Below are 21,485 nucleotides of genomic sequence, written 5' to 3' on the forward strand. Positions count from 1 at the left end.
CAAAAAAGCCTTTGCGAAAAAGGAAAAAGAAGCCTGCGGTCTAACTGTACTCAGTTGACCGTCAGGTTCGTTCACTAAAAACTAGCTTTAACCTTCCACTCGCCGCGCAGCAGCCAAAATCGCACTTTCAATCGGCTGCAAGTTTTTTTTATTAAATTTTAGTAAGCAATCGTGATTTCATTAACTAAAATCGGCGCGTGTACTTCCTAAACCTGCAATCTGCTGTATTTAGGCTAATTTGCCATCTTCCATGTAAACGATGCGATCGGCAATATCCAAAATTCGATTGTCGTGGGTGACTAACAGAATAGTACAGCCCTGCTCTTTGGCAAATTTCTGCATTAAATTAACCACTTCGCGACCGGATTTGCTGTCCAGGGCGGCTGTCGGTTCATCGGCTAAAACAATTTGCGGGTTGCTGACTAAAGCGCGGGCGATCGCAACTCTTTGTTTCTGTCCTCCTGACAAGTCATCTGGATAATAGTTAATCCGCTGTCCCAGCCCCACTAATTCTAGCATTTCTGTCGAGCGATCGCGCATTCCGGAACGCGAGAATTTTGCGTGAACTTCCAATCCCATTTGCACATTTTGCACGGCTGTCAAACTGCGGTGCAAGTTGTGGGCTTGGAATATATATCCGATTTGGCGGCGCGCTTTGACTAATTGTTCTGAACTGGCACTGCACATTTCTTGACCCATAAGTTTCAGGCTTCCCGATTGACCCGATCGCAGTCCCCCCATCAATGTTAAAAGTGTGGTTTTTCCCGAGCCGGAAGGCCCGGTCATGATTACGATCTCACCGATATTTATTTCGAGGTTGATGTCAAATAATACCTGTTTTTTCAGTTCGCCTTGACCGAAGTAGTGGTCGAGGTTGTGGATGGATATTACGGGTACTGAAATCTCTACGCTGTTGGTTTCCAGGTTGAGGGTAGTGGATTGCATAATTGATTTTCTGGGGTTTATATTTAATTAAAAATTGCCTGAATTTTTGGGCTATTTAGTGTTTTGATTCCACCTCAAAAATCGCCAATAAAAACTTGGCAATTTCTCGATTTGTTGTGACTCAAAAAATATCTGCTGGGTCTGCTGCTTGCAGTTTGCGTGTGGCAATTGTGCCGGAAATAATGCACATAATCAGGGTCAAAATTAACACGGTAGTTGCTCGCATTAGTGTCATGTACAGCGGCAGATTTGTGGCTTGGCGCGTTAAGGCGTAAAGTCCTACAGATACTCCGACTCCTGGCAGAAAACCGCAAATTGATAAAATTAGTGCTTCTTCAAAAACGATGCCGAGCAAGTAAAGATTGCTGTAGCCCATAGCTTTAAAAGTAGCGTATTCTGCCATGTGGTCGCTGACATCGGTTGAGAGGACTTGGTAAACGATAATTACTCCTACTACGAAACCCATCGCTACGCCTAAACTAAATACGAAGCCGATCGCGGTATTTGTAGCCCAGTAGTTTGTCTCGAATTCGATAAATTCTTCTTTGGTCAATACCTTGACATCCTGCGGCAAGTATGCTTTCAAAACTTGTTGAACTTGCACGGGGTCTGCACCGGGTTGCAGTTGAATTAATCCGGCATTAACGCTCGCAGCGTCTTGTCTGGGAAAGAAGCGCAGGTAATTTTGATCGCTGGTCATTAAAATAGAGTCTGCGGCGAATGATGCTCCGATCGTGAATAAGCCGCTGAGGGTAATTGTACGCCGATCGAGCTCTGTTTTAACAGCTTTTCCCTGCTCAATTTTGGCGATCGACCCTTGATAATCTCCTCTAGAAGCTCGATCGAACAACACCGTATCCGGCAATTTAATCGCGCTCAAATTTTGGTTAACTTCTGGCAGTGCAAAAGCAGGGCGATCGGGATTGAATCCCACTACCATAATTGAGGTTTCGCGCCGAGTTTCTGGATTTTTCCAGTTGCCAATTTTGATATAAAGCGGCTCGGCAGATTTCACGCCCGGTACGTTCATTGCCTGATACAATCTGCGCCTGGGGAAAGAAGACAAATTAGTTAAATTTCTGGCTTGCGGGTGAATCAAAACTAGGTCGGCTTGCAAGGTGTTGTGCAGGAGCGTATTGCTGCTGTAAAGCGCATTTTGAAAGCCCAACTGCATGAACATCAAAACGTCCGCAAAGGCAATTCCCGCTGCGGCTACGAGCATTCGGCCTCTGTCGTGACTCAGTTGCAGCCATCCGAGGGGAGTTCTGTCTCTTAACTGTTGTAAAGGTTTGATTAGTCCGATCATACGATTTTAGATTTTAGATTTTAGATTTTGGATTTTGGATTAAAGAAAGCAAACTGAGGATTTAACAGTTCTCTCTTCTCCTCCTCTGTGTCCTCTGCGCTCTCTGCGGTTTAAAACTTCTTAATTCCCCCCGATCGCCACTTTGACTTGCAAATTAGTCAATCCCGCTACTTTCTGACTCGAAACTGCATCCAAACGCACTTTTACCTCCACAATTCGAGCGTCAATATTCGCAGAAGGCTCGGTATTCACAATATTTTGCCGCTGCACTTGCAAGCCGATGTGTTCTACTTTTCCCTGCAATTCCCCCTTGAAAGAATCGCTGGTGATTTTGGCTGGCTGTCCGATGCGTACTTTGCTCACATCGCTTTCGTAGATTTCCGCAACAGCCAGCATCTCGCGAGTTTGTCCGAGTTCGACAATGCCGTCATCCCCCACTTTTTCCCCTGGATATGCGTGAATTTTCAGGACTTGGGCGTCTCTGGGAGAGCGGATGTAAGCTAGATCCAGATTGGCTTTGGCGCCTTTGGCGGCGGAAGCGGCGGAATTGACTTCGGCGGTGGCTGCTTGCACGTCAACGGGGCGCACTTCGGCGATGCGATCGAGATTTGCTTTGGCTTCGTCTATTTGCTGCTGTCGGGATTGCTGAGTTTGGCTGAGATTGGCTTGGGCTTCGTTAATCTGCTGCTGGCGAGATTGCTGAATTTGGTTCAGTTTGGCTTGGGCTTCGTTAATTTGCTGCTGGCGGGATAGCTGAATTTGATTCAGTTTTGCCTTTCCTTCGTTGAGTTGGTGTTGGGCTGTTTCGGCGGCGAGGCCTTTGCTTTCGCTGGTTGAAGCGGAGATCGCTCCTTGTTGATACAGTTGCGAGTAGCGCCGATCCTCGCTTCTGGCGTTGCGGAGTTCGGCTTCTAGGCGGGCGATTGTGGCTTGTTGGGTTTGAATTTCCCCTTGCTGTTCGGCCCTCAAACGGGCAATGGTGGCTTGTTGCGCTGCAATTTCGGTGCTGCGATCGACGGATAAGCGGGCGACTACCGCCTGTTGCGCTGGAATTTCGTTGCTGCGATCGGCTTCTAAACGGGCAATTGCCGCTTTCTGGGCTTGGATTTCTCCGTTTTTCGCTCCGGCTTTGACTTTGGCTAGATTTGCCTGGGCGACGCGCACTTGTTCTTGAGCTTGGTCGAGGGCGGCCGAGAGTCGATCGCGGCTGTCGAGAATTGCGATCGCTTGACCTGTTTTTACGCTATCTCCTTCTTTCACCAAAAGTCGATCGATCCGGTTTCCTTCTGCGGCTCCCGAGGCGGAGACTTTGATTACTTCTCCTTTGGGTTCGAGTCGCCCCAAGGCTGTCACTGTGGTTAATTGCGATGCTGCGGTGGCTGCTGCCACAGTTGCTGCATTGGGATCGGGAAGGCGCGATCGCCACATCGTATAGCCTGTAGTTCCCCCCACTGCTAGGGTTGCTACTGCTGCTACAACTAGGAGTGGTTTAACTAGGGATGGAGTTGAGGATAAGCCGTCCGCTGTTGCTGGCTGTACCATGACACACCTCATTATTTAGGTAGGTAAAAACTAAACCGTTTAGTTCATATCGAAAATACTAAACCGTTCAGTATAATAATGTCAAGACCCCAACGAAAAATTAAAAAAACAAGCGATGACAAAGACAAAACCGATCGAACCAGACACAGCAGCAGGTGACAAGAGCGAGAAGATCCTGCAAGGAGCGATGCAAGAATTTTTAGCCCACGGCTACGCGGGGACGAGTATGGACAAGGTAGCAAAGGCGGGAGGAGTTTCCAAAGCCACGGTTTACAGCTACTTCCAAGATAAAGAGGGATTGTTCGCGGCCTTGATTCAGTGGCTGGCGCAAGAAAAAGTTAATTTTACAATTCTGGATGAAGAACCGGCCGTAGTGCTCCGATTCGTTGCCACGACTCTACTCGATCAGGCGAGTCAGGAACCTGAATTTCTCACCTTCGTGAGGTTAGTGATTGCCGAATCGGGGCGTTTTCCCCAGCTAGCCCAGACTTTTGTGAGAAACTTAGCTAAACCGGGTATTGAGCGACTGACTCAATATTTTGCATCTCACCCAGAGTTAAAATTATCCGATCCGGAGGCAACGGCGCGGATTTTTATTGGATCGTTGGTACATTTCCAGTTAACGCAGGAGATGATGCATGGTAAAGAGATTGTGCCAATGGAGTGCGATCGATTAATCGATGGCTTGCTGCACTTGATTTTGCCTTCGCAGTCAAATTCTTAGAATTGTTGCGTAAGTCCTATCTTAGATCGACTAGAACCCAGATTTCTTGAAAAAGTCTGGGTTCTAAGTTTCTTGGTTTTTTAGTCAGATGTTTTTCCCAAGCTTTCCCTCAATTCAGCATCCGATAACTCCGGCAGTTGTTCAACAAAAAGTGTCAATTCTGCCACAGGCAATGCCAATAAATTAGTCACCGCCTGTGGCAGAATATCCTCCAAGTTAGTAAGAGACATTTTCAAGACACTTTCAGCTAACAATTTCACCGCTTGTTCCCGCCCAGATTCATCAACTGTCAGCATCGATATTGCCAGCAACAAAACGGTAAACTCCGCCGCCGGTAACTTGGATATTGGAGATTGAAAAGCAGTCATTTTTGGATTTAATTCTCCAAAGCGGACTCGCAGAAAGTTTTCTAATATTAAGCGCTGCTGTTCTTGTCTGCCTCGTTCTAGTCCTCGTTCTAGCCCTTGTTGTAGCCCTTGTTCTAGCCCTTGTTCTAGTCCTGCTTCTAGTCCCTGTTCTAGTCCCTGTTCTAGTCCTTCTTCCCTAGCTTGTTGCTGTGCAGCTTGTATTTGTTGTTGAAAAAGTGGTGTAATGGCCATAATTAACTCCCGCTCTTCTGGCTCTAATTCCTGTGGGATATCGGCTACTAAATGTGACTGTAGACGATACAACAATTCTAGCGCGATAATCCGCAGCGGATCGTCCGTTGCTAAAGCGCTCAATTCGGCGATCGCCCTTTGCTGTACTCCCCCTTTGCCCAAAATCCGGAACCACAGGGTTTCTGGAGTTTCTGGCAACTGGTGAATCGCCACAATTGCAGTTCGCAGAGATTCGCCTAAAAAATAGATTCCCTGCATCCAATTCTCTGTATCTGGTATCGCATTAAAACCATCCACCAGCGCTTTCGATGCTGTGGGCATCAAAATCCACAGTCTCGGTAATTGAGCGTCATCATAGCGAGTATTTTCTCTTCTCGCCTGTCGCTCCAATTCACCTCGCACATCCAATAACTTGCCCAGACAGGTACAAATTTCGCTGACATTTGCCGGATTGCGAAACGGTTCAAAAATTGCAGTTGTGCTTGCCATTTTCCCCAACAATCCCAGGCTGGATGAGTAGGAGGGAATTGCGGTGCTGGGAGTGAAATAAACATCGATTTCTCGGACTTCGGAAGTCACATCGCGACCGATTTTTACGGTACCGAGCGGCGACAGAAATTCTTCCAGGTATTCTTTGGCAAAGCGATCGTGAATAAACCGCGTCATAGAAATTATGGTTAATTTTTATCAGTTAATCCTAGCATACTTGCATACTCTTGCTTTAGGTTAATTTTCAGTTCCAACAGCAAACAGATTTTTTAGGCGTTTCCTCACCCACTTTACAGGGTTTTCATCATCTTCTGCTGCATCTACCAATTCCATTTTTCGCAGTTCCTTTTGTCTCTCGCTCAGTTCTTCTTTATGTTTGACTATTTGTTGAATAATGTGTTCGTATAAATCCGGTCGTTCAGTTAAAACCTTTTGGAAACCTTCTTTATTGATCGCAAACAAAATTGTTTCTTCCAAAGCTCTCACTGAAGCAGTCCTGGGGATTCCCAACATCAAAGAAAGTTCGCCAAAAAACTGACCGGTACCGAGGTTATTCAGGTGTTTGTCAATAGCTTCGACAAAAACTTCGACCGAACCTGAAAGAATCATGTAAAAAGCATCTCCCGGGTCGTTTTCGTGAAATAAAATTTCTTGCGGTTGCAGCCGTTGGCGGTACCCAACTTCAATCAATTGGCGCAATTCTAGATCCGTCAAATTTTCAAAGTATTCCACCTCTCGCAGCAAACAGCTAAGAGGCGATCGCTTTTTCATTTTCTCTGCAATAACTACCATTTTTCGACCGTTTTTTGAGCCACTGTTCGTGTCAATTGCAGTTTCATTTTTGTTGAACAGCGACAACAAAAATTCGGGATTTCGCAAATACAAATCTCTTTCATTGAACGGAAAATCGATTTTCTGCTGGCGGAAATGGTACTCTATAGCAAAATTCAAAGAACTTTTAATTACTTCTCGATCCGTTGGTCGATTCGTCCACACTAAAAGTTCAAATTTAAAGCAATCATCGCCAAACTCCACAAAGAATACTTTCGGATTTGGTTCGTACAATACTCCTGCTTCCGCGTAAGCAATATTTAAAAGAGTTTCTGTTACTAACAGCGGGTCGCTACTATCAGCTACATCTATGGAAAGCCGCAAACACAGCAGCGGATTTTCGTAACTCCAGTTAACAATTTTGCTGCTAATCATGTTACTATTGGGAACTATGACGCTGGAGTCGTCGTTGGTGGTGATTATGGTCGAGCGAATCGAGATTTTTTTGACTATTCCCATCAATCCTTCTAATTCCACGAAGTCTCCCACTTTGACAGGTCGGTCTAAAAGCAGCGTCAGTCCGCTGACAAAGTTGGTTGTTAAATCCTGTATCCCGAAGCCAATTCCCACTCCCAATCCCCCCGCAACTACTGCAAAAGAAGCGAGGTTAAAGCCGATTCCTTGGATGGCAATTATCACTCCGAAAGCGACGATTAAATAGCGCAGAATAACTGCAATAGCTTCCCGGTTTCCCTCGTCAATTCCTAGTTTGACAAGCAAGCTTTCTTTAAGAAAGTTAGTAAAAGCTCGCGATACGATAAGGACAGCCATGAACGAGACAATCAGTTCCAGAAGTGACCGCAGCGATACAGGATTTTCCCCTAGTTGAAATAAGGTTGCTGTAAATATTTCGGAGATTTCTGTCAATAATTCTTCGGGTATTGTATTCATTTTTTATTTACAAACTAAATTATAATCAGGTTTTAACCACTTTGTAGTAAAAACTTGGCAAGACTTCTAATTCCTCTGACTGGGTATTTTTTTAATCCTAAGCATTCCTGACTCTCACGATCAAAAAACTTCTACCCTATTACGTTGGGAGTAAGTTGTTACTATCCATTGGGCCGTGGCTTTATGGGCGACAGCATTAGTCACTAAATAATCAACTTCGGTTTCAGCAGAAAAAGTCCGAGTATTCATAACGATAGCTATTGATAACCAAAGAGATATTGCAGCGGGAAACTAAGCCGCTTGACCAGCTTGTTGCCGAATTGGAATTTCAATGACGAATTCTATTCCCTTTCCTGATACAGGCTGGCAGTATATTCTGCCCTCATGCTTTTCCACGATAATTTGGTAACTGATAGATAACCCCAATCCCGTTCCTTTACCGATAGGTTTGGTGGTAAAAAAAGGGTCAAATAGTTTCGGCTGTATGGTTTCGCAAACTCCCCTACCGTTGTCACTAATATGAATAGCAATCCAATTCTCGTCAATTACTTTTGTAGAAATCCAAATGCGGTTCGGGTGTTTTTTGATTTCTGCAAACGAACGCTGCTGACTAGATTCATCCAAAGCATCGATGGCATTGGAAAGAATATTCATGAACACTTGATTGAGTTGTCCGGCATGGCATTCTACTGGTGGAAGTTGACCGTACTCTTTTACTACTTCAATCTCAGGATGCTCTGGTTTTGCTTTTAAACGATGATGCAGAATGGTGAGCGTACTATCAATTCCGTCGTGGATATTTACTGGTTTCAATTCTGCCTCATCCAGGCGAGAAAAAATTCGCATAGACTTGACAATTTCCTCAATTCGCTGCGTTCCTAAGTTGATTGAGTTAAGAACTTTTATAAAATCTTCCTCCAAAAATTTCAATTCTATTTCATCCATTGCTGCTTGAATCCGAGGGGTGGGATTTACATAATCTTCTTGATAGAGGTGTATAATTTTTAGTAAGTTATGAGCGTACTCTTGGGCATAACCCAGATTGCCAGAAATGAAATTTACAGGGTTGTTTATTTCATGAGCAATCCCAGCAGCCATTTGCCCTAAGCTGGACATTTTCTCGCTTTGGATTAACTTAAGTTGCATTTGTTGTAAATCTTCATAGGCTTGGCTTACTTCTAAAACTTTCTGCTCCAATAAGGTATTTTTTTCCTCTAATTGGTCAGCAAGAACATGAAGCTTTAAATGCAGCTTGACGCGAGCTAATACTTCTTCCTGTTGGAAGGGTTTGGTAATATAATCTACAGCCCCAACCTGAAATCCCTCAACTTTATTAGCCGTATCTGAGAGAGCAGTCATAAATATAATGGGAATCTGTTTAGTTTCTGGATTAGCCTGTAATCGGCGACAGGTTTCAAATCCATCCATCTCTGGCATCATGACATCTAGCAAGATTAGATCCGGTAGAGCATATTTAACTCGTTCTAGTGCCATTTTTCCAGATTTTGCAACCCGAACTTCAAATCCTGCCTGACTCAAGGCATCAGATAAGACACCCAAGTTGGCTGAATTGTCATCAACAATAAGAATTGAACTCGTTGGTTGAATTGCTGAAGTCATAAACCTTATTTGTAGGATTGAATAAACATTACAAGCTCTTCGTCTTGAAATTCCTTTGCCATTTGATGCAATCTTTTAGCAAAGGGAATGTATTTGGGATCTATTGCTTCAAGTAATGCCGCCTGTTTAACTATTTCTAGGAAATTCCCTTTCATAGCCAGCTCGTATAGTATTTCCATTTCCGTAGCAGGGGGGGAAATTAGATCGGTGGTGTCTGAGCCGATCGCCCCTGGAGCTTCATTGGCTTCGTAAAGCCATTCCAAATCAAGATACTGTTGCAATTTTTGCAAGAGTTCCGTTGCTTGAACAGGTTTGGGAATAAAGGTGTTGCCTCCTGCCTCTAAACTTCTGTATTGATCTGTTTCAAATACGCTAGCAGAAGAAACAATAATGATGGTGTCTTTGAAATTTTCCGATTCTCGAACCCGCTTAATTAGCTCGAAGCCATCTATTTCGGGCATTACTAAGTCGGTAACGATTAAATCTGGCTGCACCTCTAGAATTTTTTCCCATCCTTCCTGCCCGTCGTTGGCTTCAGATACGTCAAAGCCGATCGGACTGAGCAAATTGCTAATTACCGAACGGTTAGCCCATTTGTCATCAACAACCACAATCTTAGGTTGGCGGCCTTTGATGCCGATAATCTGCCCGCGATGGTCGATTTGAGATGTTTTCACCCATTCATCGGCTGGAGACAGATCGACATCGAACCAGAAAATACTGCCAACATTCATCTCACTTTGAACCTGAATGGTACTGCCCATTAGTTCTACAATGCTTTTGCTAATTGCCAGTCCCAGCCCGGTGCCCTCCGTCTGCCGCCTGCGATCTCCTACCTGCTCGAAGGGCTGAAAGATAGTTTGGAGTTGATCTTGTGCAATGCCGGTACCTGTATCGCGTACTTCAAAGCGAATTTTTTCTTCTGTGGCAAAACTGACTGTAAAAGTGACACTACCCTCATCAGTAAATTTAATAGCGTTGCTTAAAAGATTAATTAACACTTGTCGCAAGCGTTTTTCATCCGCACGAATACCGATCGGGAGTTCGGGGATTGATGGAAAATGAAAGTCAATTCCCTTTAGTTCAGCTCGGATACGACACATTTCTGCGACACCTTGCAGGAACGCCGGGAAATGAAAATCGGTGGGCTGGAGTTCCACTTTCTGTGCTTCTATCTTCGACAAGTCGAGAATATCATTGATTAAGGTGAGTAAATGGGAACCGCACTGATAAATGACATCAATGCGCGATCGCTCTTCTTCATTCAATAATTTGGAACGCTGAAGAATCTGCGCGTAGCCCATGATGCCATTTAGGGGAGTCCGCAACTCGTGGCTCATGTTGGCAAGGAATTCACTTTTAGCCCGACTAGCTGCTTCTGCTACTTCCTTGGCTTTTGTCTGTAAGAGTTCTGTTTGTTTGCGATCGTGGATATCAATGGAAGTGCCAACCCACTCCCGGATGCTGTCATCTTCATTGAGAATTGGTACCCCTCTAGCTTGAAAATAACGATAGTTTCCATCCGCTCCGCGCAGTCGATATTCTACATCACACAGGCTTTTCGTTTGCACTGCTTCCATCCAGACCTGAGCCGTTCGTTCGCGATCGTCCGGATGAATTGCTTCTAACCAGCCCGAACCAAGCACCTCAGCTTCGGTTTGTCCGGTATAAGCTCTCCAAGTCGGTAAATCTGGGCATCGCCCTTCAGCATCCGCTATCCAGACAATTTGGGAGATGGCAGTGATTAGCGATCGATAGCGTTCTTCGCTTTGTTTTATAGCATCTTCCGCTTGTTTGCGATCGTGGATATCGCTACAAACGCCAACCCACTCCCGGACGCTGCCATCTTCATTCAGAATTGGTACCCCTCTAGCTTGAAAATAGCGATAGTTTCCATCTGCTGCGCGGATTCGATACTGTATGTCATACAGGCTTCTCGTTTGCGCTGCTTCCATCCAGGCCTGAGCCGTTCGTTCGCGATCGCCCGGGTGAATTGCTTCTAGCCAGCCCGAACCAACCACCTCAGCTTCGGTTTGTCCGGTGTAAGCTCTCCAACTCGGTAGATCCGGGCATCGCCCTTCAGCATCCGATATCCAGACAATTTGGGACGTAGCAAGGATTAGCGATCGATAGCGTTCTTCGCTTTGTTTTATAGCATTTTCCGCTTGTTTGCGATCGGTAATGTCGGTATTAATTTCGAGTTGGGCACAAGGCTTTCCTTCTGCGTCGCGTTGTAATGTCCAGCGACTGGCGACAATAATATGCCGATTGTCACGGGTAGTGTGGTGCAGTTCTCCTTCCCAACTTCCGCGCTCGAAAAACTCTGGCAATAAGGTTTCTAATGGTTTAGGGAAGATGGTTTCTAAGAATGTGTGAATGTGCTCCCCGGCTACTTCCGCTTTTGTCCCACCATAGAGCTTTTCGGCACCTTGGTTCCAGTAGATGATGCGATCGTCCATATCTCTAATAATGATACTATCGCTCGCTAAGTCCAGTATTTCTAGGGTTTGACGGAGTGTTCGATCGACTTTTTTGCGATCGCTAATATCTCGTGTTGTGGCGATGATGCCGAGGATATTGCCCTGAGCATCCCGCCAAGCAGCCTTTGTAGTGAAAAAGGTCTTAGTGGTTTCATCCTGAGAAGAGACATCTTCCTCGTAACTCTCAGTGATTCCTGCTGCTAGGACTTGGCGATCTTTTGCCATCATTTCACGGGCAGTGTCAGGCGACAGTAATTCCAAATCATCTTTGCCGATGATTTCCTCAATTGACCTGCCCAAAAAGTTGGCGCCATTGGAGTTGATGGCAACATACCGCCCTTCCCCATCTTTAACAACAATTATATCTGGCGTACTTTCCAAAATAGAGTTTAGTAGTGTGTTGCGATCGCGCAGCGCAGTCTGCTGTTCGCACAGCTCTTCTTCAGCTTGTTTGCGATCGGTAATATCTGTATTAGCCCCAACCCATTCCCGAATTGAACCATCCGCGTTCAGAATCGGTACACCACGACAACTCATGTAGCGATATTCCCCATCATAGCGGCGCATACGGAATTCAACTTCATATAGCGATCGATTAGCAAACGCAGTTGACCAAGCAGTGACCATAGACGAGCGATCGTCTGGGTGGATAGCGTTGATCCCACCCCATCCCTTGTATTCATCAAATGTCTGTCCTGTAAATGCACTCCAAGTAGGTTGCTCGATCGCCATTTCGCCGTCCGCATTGCAGATCCAAATAATTTGAGCAGTGGCTTCCATCAAAGAACGAAGTCTTTCTTCACTTTGTTTGAGGACATCTTCTGCGTTTTTGCGATCGCGAATATCCCGCGTAATACTGGCAATTCCTATAGATTCATTAGTCTCTGGATGCTTGACCAAAAATAGGGTGTAGTCTACCGCGATCGGTTGACCTGTCACGAAATGTCTGAAGCGGTAATCACTCCGGTAAACCCCGTCTTTCATCAGCGCAGGCAGCATATGCTGATTTACGAAGTCCAAATCTTCTGCCATGAAGAAGTTGGTAATGTGTTTGGTTCTGGCTTCGTCCAAACTACTCAGTCCAACCAAATCCATACCAGCCTGATTCACTAGCATCGGACGACCATCCATTGAGATAACGCCAATAAAGTCACGGCTGTTCTCGATCGTAGTAACAAGCAATTGCCGTTCTTCCTCTGCTGTTTTGCGATCGCTAATGTCCCGTGCAATAGTGGAAATAAACTCGACTTCGCCTGTTTCCGTTTTGTGGACGATTAAAACTTGGGAAACTGGAATTTCTTGCCCATCGGGTGACAAAAACAGGGTTTCACCAGCCCAGCTACCCTCTTTTAAGGCGGTTGGAAAAACTTCATTGTGGAATTTTGTCGTTTCCGAGGGAGCTAACACAGAATCTATACTAAACGGAGATCGTGCCTCCTCTGGGGACATCCCCAGCATTTTCTGTCCGGCTTTGTTGAGGTAGACGCTATGCCCCGTAACATCCACAACTCCTACTAAGTCGGAAGTTGCTTCCAAAATTGCCGTCAGTCGTGCCTGCTCTTTCTCTGCCCGCTTGCGATCGCTAATTTCAATTACAATCCCACCAAGACCAAAAACCCGGCCATTTTCATCCAACAAAGGATAGTAAGATGCTTGCCAGTAGCGCAGGATTCCCGGTTCTTTCGGCGTTTCACCCACTATTTCATAGTCGAGAATTGGCTTGCCCGTATCCAGAATGCCTTGCAGCATCGGTTCCACAGTTGGAGCAAATTCTGGCAGCACTTCGCGCACTGACCTACCAATATGGTCTGCCACACAAATGCCATTACTCTCTGCTAAAACTTCGTTAACTTGGACGTACCGGAGTTGGCTGTCTAAAATCAGCATTCCGGCGTTGGCACCTGCAAAAAAAGCGTCGAAGTAAGCCTGTCGCAATACCTGTGCTGTTGTGCTCTCTTGCTGTTCGCTTGCCTGGGTTTTCTCTGGTGGGAATTTGGTCATGTTGGATGGTGGATTTCAGCTTTAATTCTACAACTTCTTTCCATTTGGGCGATCGCAAGGTTTTCGTTGCCTGCAATTTCGGTACTGAAGAAAACGTTCAGTAGCGCTGCCATTAGGCTTTCAACCCGCGATATATGTATCCGTTGAAACAATGTTTCCCTTAATTCTTCGGATGTACCGCCAAGCACTTATATTAGACCTCTTGCAAAAGTCCTTTTAATCAAATTTTGGAACGGGCTCTCCGGCCCGTTCCACAAGGAAAAATGTTTTTTGTGGGATGGGCCGGAGAGCCCGTCCTAGTTATTTTTGCAAGAGGTCTATTGCTCATCAATCCTATCGGTAGAATGCCAACTATTATGGGAACGTTCTCAATTTTAGCTATATCCTTGAATTTTTCAGTTAGATATTCTCCGATACAAACAGGACTGAGGCAACTGGCGAACGTGGTAGCAATATCTCGGCTACCAGTTAATACCAATTTAATGTGAAGTTTCACATATCTCGATCCCCCTCGCATCCCCCTTAAGAAGGGTAGTAGGGGTTGACTTTGAACGGAATCTTGTCCCCCCCTTAAGCAGGGGGAGTAGGGGGCAAGCTAAGGGGGGATCGGATTCTACGGGGCCTCATAAAAAATTGGTATAAGCTCATTATAATACTTGGATATTTGAGTTGTCCAATTAAATAGTTATTGAATAATCCCTGCTTAAGTTATAACGGAACTTCAACAAACAATCATCAGTTAACGGGTGGATTGCGTCGTCGATCGGGGCATCACAATTTTTAACTTTATTTGCGAAAGGATTGTCATTCGATTTTAGATTTTAGATTTTAGATTTTAGATTTTGGAGGCGACCCCACGGATAAATTCAGGGGCTTGAGGATTTTAGATTTTAGATTTTGGATTGATTCCACGGATAAATCACGTGGCGGGTACCATCAAGAAACTCGCTTGTCAGTTTTGAGAACAGCTATATCTTATAGATTAGACCTCTTGCAAAAATCCTTGTAATCAAATTCTGGAACGGGCAAGATGCCCATTCCACAAGAAAAAAAAATTTGTGGGATGGGCATCTTGCCGGTCCTAGTTATTTTTGCAAGAGGTCTATTTGTTGGCGGCAACAAGAAAACCTGGACGTATTTGCTGTATATAAAGCGAATTTTGGCTTACCATTTGTTTGAGTCCAGTTAGTCGTTGAACAAGAAAAAAATGAGGTTTTTACTGCGAAGTATGGACGCGATTGAAGTTTTTACTGCGAGCTTTTGTTAATTTCTCGCCTGTAGCGCGGACGACAGGGAGTACCCGTACAAACAAAGCCGGCAGGCATATTTTTAAAGACGCTGCTGCGAGCTCCTATTAAAGCGTTGGCACCGATTTCGACACTAGGGCCAATGAAGCAGTCGGCGGCAATCCAAACGCCGTTATTAATGATAACAGATCCTGTTATTAAGCGAAAGGCTGGGTCTTGGGGGTCGTGAGTGCCGGTGCAGAGGTAATTTTTTTGAGAAATAACGCAGTGTTTGCCGATCGCAATTCGATCCAGACTGTACAATACAACATCATCTCCGACCCAACTGTAGTCTCCGATTTCTATTTTCCAAGGATATGTAAAACGAGCCGTAGGGCGGATAATCACACTACAACCTATTTTCGCTCCAAATAACCGCAGGAGCCCGCTTCTGATGCCGTTAAAAGGGTGTGGAGTGAGGGGAAATGCGATCGCCTGCACGAACCACCAAAGCAAAATTAGCCAACCAGGCTTTCCCCGATCGACATTCGATCGATCGTACCTCCGCAAATCAATCAAAGATTCCCCTGTTAAAATATTTGCCTGATTGTCGCTAATTGGACGAGCGTTTATTTCAGGATTTGGAGAATTTGCGATCGAATTTTCCGGTTCTTGGTGCGGAGTTGGTATATTATAAGTCATTGATAGTTAATTTAATGTTTAATTGAAAATCGAGTTTAAGTTGAAGGACTGCTCAATGATATTTCCAGTTAGGGACAATTTTCAGGCTGAAAACACCAAGGATCTCGCACAATGCGAAAATCCCCATCCTAGAATTTCCAAAGTGCGGCTTTTACAAACAGCATTGGTACTGCTTAGCAGCTTTTTTGTCGCAGAGTTAATTGCCGCACTTAATTCTCATAGTTTGTCCCTATTAGCAGATGCGGGTCACGTTTTTTCGGATGTAGCAGCTTTAGCAATAACTTTGACAGCCACTTGGTACTCCTCAGTCAAAGGCAAAAGTAAATCCGTAGATTGTACGATCGCACAATCGCCATTCCCTGCACGCCCAGAAATCATTGCTGCTTTAGTTAATAGTATCAGTTTAGTTGCGATCGCCCTTTGGATTGCCGCAGAGTCGATCGACCGCTTGCAGTCCCCAACCCCCGAAGTAGAAGGACTCCCGATGTTAATTACCGCCATAGTCGGTTTAAGCATCAACTCAATCAATGCTTGTTGCTTGCATTCCTGCTGTCACGGCGACTTAAATCTCAAAAGCGCGTTTCTGCACGCAGTCGCCGATATTTTTTCGTCGGTTGGAGTAATTTTAGCTGCGATCGCCGTGGCGTGGCTGCACTGGAATTGGGCGGACGGCTTAATTAGCTTGCTAGTGTCGGCCTCAATAATTTTATTAACCCTACCGCTGCTAATTGAAAGCATCCAGTTGCTGCTAGGCAAAGTATCAACAATATCCGCAACTCAACCACCTTGCGACTGCCAAAAACTCAGCGCTGAAAAATTGCTTTTTCCATCCCTCGAAGAACTGATAAAATGATAATCGTGATGCAACTATTCACGCTCAATCTCTTTGGGATGACTCAACTCACTCTCAAGCGGCTCAATTGAATAACCGAGCTAGGTTAATTGTTCAAGAGCGATAAGCTGTGTTGCATCTAGATTGCCTATGGTATTAGAGAGGGAGAGGGGGAGAAGGGGAGAGGGGGAGAGGATTTGACGATTTTCGATCGGGACTCGAAATATACAATTTAAATGCACAACAGCTTATCAACAGCTTCCTTGGTGAACTCATGCTAAGAAGCTGTAAATCAAGAAACTACTCTCAAGCGTAGCTTGCGACAGAAAAGAAAACGGGCTGCAATGAAGGATGAATACATGATGCTTTTTCTCAAATCCTTTTGTCAAGACTGATTGAGATGCTCTTACCCTGGATCGGTATAGTGTGGGGATTCCCGTCTGGTTAGCTAAAACAAACCATCTCAAAAACCCGCCCCCACCAACAATAGTTAGTTAGTTATCATTTGTTAATTGTCACTTGTTAATTATTCTGTCCTTGTCTCGCTGTAGAGCCATTCTATTTTCAAAGCCGTCTCAACTCTTTGATACTCGGCTTCAACCTGTTCTAAAACCTCGCAGGCTTGGGGAGACAAAGGCTTGTTGGCATTGATCCCAATGCGCGCCATAACTTCGAGTTCCTCGCAAAGCTCAAACAAGCGAAAAGCACCGAGAGTACCGCTAATCGATTTCAAAGAATGAGCCGCCTGCCGCAAAGCCAGGGGATCGGCGCTGTTGACGGCCGCAGAGATGCCGTTAAGCAATTTGGGAGCACTGTCAAGGTATATCTCGATTACTTCCTCCAAAGCTTCCACGTCTCGCAGTCCCTCAATAATCTTGCTGTTGAGGCAATCGCGGCATTCTGACAGCGTGCTGTCTAAACTAGATTCACCGTACCTGATGTTTGAATTGGGAATTGTCAGTTGTTGATTTCCCGCAACAGCCCCATTCGATCGCACATCTAATTCACTCGTTCCTCCTATCTGTTCGGCCTGCGAGTTCACAGAAAAAATCGGCCCAGGGCGATCGAACTCCCCATTCGATCGAGATTTACACGCGCTCAAAGCTCGAACCAACTCTTCAATTTCGATCGGCTTGCTCAAATAGTCGTCCATCCCAGCAGCCATGCACTCTTCGCGATCGCCCTGCATCGCATTTGCTGTCATCGCCACAATCCAAGGCCTAGTTGATTTTAGATTTTGGATTTTGGATTTTGGATTGTTAGATTCCTCGTCAGTCAATGTGGGATTTTCGATTTTTGATTTTCGATTTTGAGATTGCTCATTAGTTGTTGAAACTTCTGATTCTCCCGTTGGATTTTCTAAGGTGAAATCTCCTGAAAATTGCTCGCGGATGCGGCGGGTAGCTTCCAAACCGTCCATTTCCGGCATTTGCACGTCCATCAGCACCACATCGTAAGGCTGGCGGCGCAAAGCTTCGAGCACTTCGATACCGTTTCCCGCCACATCAGCGCGATACCCCATCCGCTGTAAAATTTGCAAAGCCACCTTCTGATTCACCAAATGATCGTCAGCCAACAGAATCCGCAGGGGTAAGTTCAAAGCCAGCACAGGTATGCTTTGCAAAAAAGGCCCGCTGCTGCGCTGCACTCTAATTTCAGTTGGCTGTTCCCCAAAAATATTGATTAATACATTGTAAAGCTGAGATTGTTTAATAGGCGTGTTTAAAAAAGCAGCAAAATCCACCTCAATTGCAGCGGTGTTAATGTCTTGCCTGCCGATCGAAGTTAGCATGACTAACGGCAACTTTTCGCAATCAGGATACTGGCGAATTTGCGCAGCTAAAGCCAACCCGTCCATTTCTGGCATTTGCATATCCAAAACTGCCAAGTCAAATACCTCTTTAGCAGCGAGCCAATCTAAAGCCAAACGAGCCGAAGATGAAGCCCTAGCCACCATTCCCCAAGACTGAGCTTGGAGAGTCAAAATTTGGCGGTTGGTAGCATTGTCATCGACAATTAAGACTCGCTTGCCAGCTAATTCAGGTTGAGAATTGCTCAAGTTAACGGGCAAGGAACTGTTGGAACCAGAAACGATCGTGCTGAAATAAAAAGTAGAGCCAACGGATGTGAGATTTTGGCCGATCGGCTTGTTGCTGAGTAAAGATTTCCCAGAGCAATATTTTTCGGCAATTTCGCAAGATTCTCCCCATTCCACATCAAAAAGTGTAGCTATAAAATCTGCGGGAGGATTGCCCGCCAGACTACCCATACTTTCCACCCACATCCTGCCGCCCATCATTTCGGCCAAACGCTTGCTAATTGCCAAACCCAATCCGGTACCGCCGTAGTGTCGGCTCGTTGAAGAATCAACCTGGCTGAAAGATTTAAATAGCCGATCCATGCGATCGTTTGGAATGCCGATACCTGTATCTTTGACCGCAAATTGTATTTCGTATACTTGGTTAATTGCTAGTGCTTCGTCATTAATTTCTGGCGGTTCTTTAGCGTTGGCCGCCTCCGCAACTAAAATCTTTTTGGCAGTCACCGAAACCACCACTTCTCCAGCTTCGGTAAATTTCACAGCATTGCTGAGCAAGTTGATTAAAATTTGCCTCAAGCGGGTGCTGTCGCCGATCGCCGTTGTCGGTACTGCGCGATCGATCAAGTAACCCAATTCCAGTTTTTTTTGTGCCGCCTTGGCAGCTACCAAGTCTAGAGATTCCTCAATGCAAGTGCGGATGTCAAACGGATGTTCCTCCAAGTCCAATTTGCCCGACTCAATTTTCGAGAAATCTAGAATATCGTTGATCAGCGTCAGCAAGGCATCGCCGCTGCTGCGGATAGTTTCTACAAAATCGCGCTGTTCGCCAGTTAAGCGGGTATCCAACAGCAAACCGGTCATGCCGATGACTCCATTCATCGGAGTGCGAATTTCGTGGCTCATGGTAGCTAAAAATTCGCTTTTGGCTCTGGTAGCCGCCAGTGCTTGGTCGCGAGCTTTTGCCAAATCTACGCCTGTTTGCTGGCGTTCGAGTTCGCTTCCCACCCACTGAGCCATCAGTTTCACCAACTCTCTGTCTACAACTCGGAACGGTTCTGTCACAGGAGTCGGAGAAAAGAAGCACAGAGTGCCGTAAACTTCACCTGCCACCGTAACGGGAATGCCCATGTAAGCTTCGATTTTGAAGGCAGGATTGTCGGTGTTGAAGGATAAACCGGAAAATCTTACCGACTCAAAGTAGAGCGGTTCTTTTGCCATAGCCGTAGCCACGCAGAAGGTGTTTTCCAAATCGTAGATTTGTTCTTTGACGATCGACCCGTCGGGACACTCAACAGCCATTATTTGATAGTTGTCGCCTTGAATGCACGACAAAATTCCCACGGACAGGTCCAACTGCCGGCATCCCATTGCCAGCAGTTCTTGGAGGCGCAAATCAAAGGTAGAGAGGCGGCCCTGCGGGTCTGTACGGGGAGCCGAAGTCACTTGGTACAAAGCTTTAATAGCAGCTTCGCTTTCTCGCAGTTCTTGTTCTGTTTGCTTGCGCACGCTGATGTCGCGGGAAATGCCGATAATTTCTTGCACCGAGCCGGTTTGGGGATCGCGGATCGTGCGGCTGGTGGTTTCAAACCAAATGTATTTGCCGTCTTTGTGGCGGATGCGGTAGCTGACGGTGTAAGTAACTGGGAGCGCCAGGATTTTCGAGTGAGCTTTGGCGATGGTTTCTAAATCGTCGGGGTGAAAATAATCGTTGGGGACGCGGCCGATGAGTTCAGAAGGTTCGTATCCCAGCAAAGCGCCGCTGGCGGGCGAGACGTAAACAACCACGCCTTTGGGGTTGTGTCTGGTAATCATATCGGTTGAGTTTTCTGCCATCAACCGATAGCGGTCTTCGCTTTCATTACGTTCGAGTTGAGAATTGCCCAATGCTTCTAGCATTCGGTTGATGGTGTCGGCCAAGCTTGCGAGTTCATCTGCTCCGGCCATTTCAACGCGCAAGTCTGGGTCGCCGTTGGCTGCGATGTTGCTGACGCTGGTGCTCAAGGAAGCCAATCTCGCCAACACTAATTTTTCTAGCAACAGCAGGGCGATCGCGCTAAATACTAAACCTACTGCCAGTATTGATAAGGTAAACAGCTCCAAGGTAGCCTGACCTTGGCGATAGATGATGCGGTCTGCCTCTACTCGCAGCAGCAGCGCTAGGTTGCCGTGGATGTCGCGAATCAGGGCGTATCCTGCGACTAAGCTGTCGCTGAGCGGCTCGACTAAAATTTCTACTGATTTGAGGTGGGAAATTTTTAGTTTGAGATTTTCCAACTCTTGCCTAGATCGAGCTATCGCCTTGGCGCCTTGCCCGGAGTAGTTCGTGGCTCCCACTTTAAAATCTAAACTCGGCAATCTAAAATCCACTGACAGGTGAGTCAGTTCTGAAAGCAAACCGATTTCGCTGCTGTCGAGGTAGCGTCCCAGGATCAACGTCCCGCGCGGCGGGCCTTGGGCGTTGCTGTTGAAAATCGGCTTGGAAGCAATCAGCAGCGTGGCTTCTGGCAGGGTGAGGACGCCTGTTTTGGCGGCGGGGCGATCGCCTCCTACTGTCGATGAGTCTAGCACCTCGTCGGTCAAGTGCTGTTTTAAGCTTTCGGGAATTGGGATTTGGGTTTTGGATTTCAGGTCGAAACCTTTGCTGAAGATCGTTTGACCGTTGGAGTCCAGCAGCACCAATAAGTTTAGTCTCAAGTAAACAAATGTCGAATCGACGAAATTGGACTTGACAAAATCCTGGTTCCGTGTATTGACGAAAGAGTAAGTATCATCCCACTCGGCGTAATCTTGGGCGCTGGTGTCTAAATTCGACAAGTCGTCATCTAATGCGTCCAAAGCCCGCGCAACATCCTGGCGGACGTACTGTGCCTCCAGGTTTTGAAAATCGTGCAGCAAAATGCTTGATGCAGTGGCATAGAGAACCACAATCAGGCTGATCAGTGCTGCACCGATGATTAATAGTGTCTTTTTTCGGAGTTGCATGGCGTCGCCCTCCTCACGGTGCTACTAGGCAACTAGCCAGGAGAGGTTTGAGACGTAGGTTGTTTAGCATTGGCGATCGCAGGGCCTGCGTGTTTGGACTTTTCTGGGCTGACGAAAGCAAAGCCCTTGGTATTTCCAAGGTATCCGGTATCTCGCCCCCCACAGCCAGTGTAGTATTTTCAGAGCTTTAGTTCCATATTAGACCTCTTGCAAAAATAACTAGGACGGGCTCTGGGGCCCATCCCACAAAATTTTTTTTCTTGTGGAATGGGCC

At 46.0% G+C, this 21,485-nt stretch carries 11 protein-coding genes and 1 pseudogene; 2 read left to right on the forward strand and 10 right to left on the reverse strand.

The window, feature by feature from the left end; all coding sequences use genetic code 11:
- Nucleotides 1–228 precede the first annotated feature (228 nt).
- The 3 genes from QUB70_RS25980 to QUB70_RS25990 form a co-directional block, all read right to left on the reverse strand.
- A complete protein-coding gene (locus tag QUB70_RS25980) occupies nucleotides 229–945 on the reverse strand; it encodes a DevA family ABC transporter ATP-binding protein (RefSeq protein WP_332984350.1) in 717 nt (238 codons plus the stop codon).
- Between the two features lie 121 nt (nucleotides 946–1,066).
- Nucleotides 1,067–2,251, reverse strand: coding sequence for an ABC transporter permease DevC (devC, locus tag QUB70_RS25985; protein WP_332984351.1), 1,185 nt, complete (start codon nucleotides 2,249–2,251; stop codon nucleotides 1,067–1,069).
- A 120-nt stretch (nucleotides 2,252–2,371) separates the two neighbouring features.
- Nucleotides 2,372–3,793 carry a biotin/lipoyl-binding protein gene (locus QUB70_RS25990; RefSeq protein ID WP_332984353.1) on the reverse strand — a complete coding sequence of 474 codons (1,422 nt, stop codon included), beginning with the start codon at nucleotides 3,791–3,793 and terminating at the stop codon, nucleotides 2,372–2,374.
- Nucleotides 3,794–3,908: 115 nt separating this feature from the next.
- On the opposite strand from QUB70_RS25990, the gene QUB70_RS25995 reads away from it, so the two are divergent.
- Nucleotides 3,909–4,517, forward strand: coding sequence for a TetR/AcrR family transcriptional regulator (locus QUB70_RS25995; protein WP_332984355.1), 609 nt, complete (start codon nucleotides 3,909–3,911; stop codon nucleotides 4,515–4,517).
- Nucleotides 4,518–4,597: 80 nt separating this feature from the next.
- On the opposite strand, the gene QUB70_RS26000 is transcribed toward QUB70_RS25995, so the two are convergent.
- The 6 genes and pseudogenes from QUB70_RS26000 to hpsU form a co-directional block, all read right to left on the reverse strand.
- A complete protein-coding gene (locus QUB70_RS26000) occupies nucleotides 4,598–5,782 on the reverse strand; it encodes a flagellar assembly protein H (protein ID WP_332984356.1) in 1,185 nt (394 codons plus the stop codon).
- 60 nt (nucleotides 5,783–5,842) lie between these two features.
- Entirely contained in the window at nucleotides 5,843–7,327 is a 1,485-nt protein-coding gene (locus QUB70_RS26005; RefSeq protein ID WP_332984357.1) for a mechanosensitive ion channel domain-containing protein, read from the reverse strand.
- A 53-nt stretch (nucleotides 7,328–7,380) separates the two neighbouring features.
- Nucleotides 7,381–7,588 (reverse strand): annotated as a pseudogene (locus QUB70_RS32790) (IS701 family transposase); the annotation flags it as partial.
- Nucleotides 7,589–7,618: 30 nt separating this feature from the next.
- A complete protein-coding gene (locus QUB70_RS26010; protein ID WP_332984358.1) occupies nucleotides 7,619–8,947 on the reverse strand; it encodes a hybrid sensor histidine kinase/response regulator in 1,329 nt (442 codons plus the stop codon).
- 5 nt (nucleotides 8,948–8,952) lie between these two features.
- Nucleotides 8,953–13,428: a PAS domain S-box protein gene (locus tag QUB70_RS26015; RefSeq protein ID WP_332984359.1), complete on the reverse strand. Its 4,476-nt coding sequence runs from the start codon at nucleotides 13,426–13,428 to the stop codon at nucleotides 8,953–8,955.
- 1,247 nt (nucleotides 13,429–14,675) lie between these two features.
- The gene (hpsU, locus tag QUB70_RS26020) at nucleotides 14,676–15,356 is read right to left on the reverse strand and encodes a hormogonium polysaccharide biosynthesis acetyltransferase HpsU (RefSeq protein ID WP_332984362.1); all 681 of its coding nucleotides are present in this window, start codon (nucleotides 15,354–15,356) and stop codon (nucleotides 14,676–14,678) included.
- Nucleotides 15,357–15,411: 55 nt separating this feature from the next.
- Between hpsU and QUB70_RS26025 the strand changes: the two genes are divergently transcribed.
- Nucleotides 15,412–16,209, forward strand: a complete 798-nt coding sequence (locus tag QUB70_RS26025) for a cation diffusion facilitator family transporter (RefSeq protein ID WP_332984363.1) — start codon at nucleotides 15,412–15,414, stop codon at nucleotides 16,207–16,209.
- Nucleotides 16,210–16,714: 505 nt separating this feature from the next.
- On the opposite strand, the gene QUB70_RS26030 is transcribed toward QUB70_RS26025, so the two are convergent.
- The gene (locus QUB70_RS26030; RefSeq protein ID WP_332984365.1) at nucleotides 16,715–21,211 is read right to left on the reverse strand and encodes a response regulator; all 4,497 of its coding nucleotides are present in this window, start codon (nucleotides 21,209–21,211) and stop codon (nucleotides 16,715–16,717) included.
- Between the last annotated feature and the right edge of the window lie 274 nt (nucleotides 21,212–21,485).

This window comes from Microcoleus sp. A003_D6 (genome assembly GCF_036702825.1).
In the GTDB taxonomy this organism is placed as follows: Bacteria; Cyanobacteriota; Cyanobacteriia; order Cyanobacteriales; family Microcoleaceae; genus Microcoleus.

Excerpts from the sequence above, each read along its gene's own strand:
- QUB70_RS25980 (WP_332984350.1), bottom strand. The coding sequence starts at position 945 with ATGCAATCCACTACCCTCAACCTGGAAACCAACAGCGTAGAGATTTCA.
- devC (WP_332984351.1), bottom strand. The coding sequence starts at position 2,251 with ATGATCGGACTAATCAAACCTTTACAACAGTTAAGAGACAGAACTCCC.
- QUB70_RS25990 (WP_332984353.1), bottom strand. The coding sequence starts at position 3,793 with ATGGTACAGCCAGCAACAGCGGACGGCTTATCCTCAACTCCATCCCTA.
- QUB70_RS25995 (WP_332984355.1), top strand. The coding sequence starts at position 3,909 with ATGACAAAGACAAAACCGATCGAACCAGACACAGCAGCAGGTGACAAG.
- QUB70_RS26000 (WP_332984356.1), bottom strand. The coding sequence starts at position 5,782 with ATGACGCGGTTTATTCACGATCGCTTTGCCAAAGAATACCTGGAAGAA.
- QUB70_RS26005 (WP_332984357.1), bottom strand. The coding sequence starts at position 7,327 with ATGAATACAATACCCGAAGAATTATTGACAGAAATCTCCGAAATATTT.
- QUB70_RS26010 (WP_332984358.1), bottom strand. The coding sequence starts at position 8,947 with ATGACTTCAGCAATTCAACCAACGAGTTCAATTCTTATTGTTGATGAC.
- QUB70_RS26015 (WP_332984359.1), bottom strand. The coding sequence starts at position 13,428 with ATGACCAAATTCCCACCAGAGAAAACCCAGGCAAGCGAACAGCAAGAG.
- hpsU (WP_332984362.1), bottom strand. The coding sequence starts at position 15,356 with ATGACTTATAATATACCAACTCCGCACCAAGAACCGGAAAATTCGATC.
- QUB70_RS26025 (WP_332984363.1), top strand. The coding sequence starts at position 15,412 with ATGATATTTCCAGTTAGGGACAATTTTCAGGCTGAAAACACCAAGGAT.
- QUB70_RS26030 (WP_332984365.1), bottom strand. The coding sequence starts at position 21,211 with ATGCAACTCCGAAAAAAGACACTATTAATCATCGGTGCAGCACTGATC.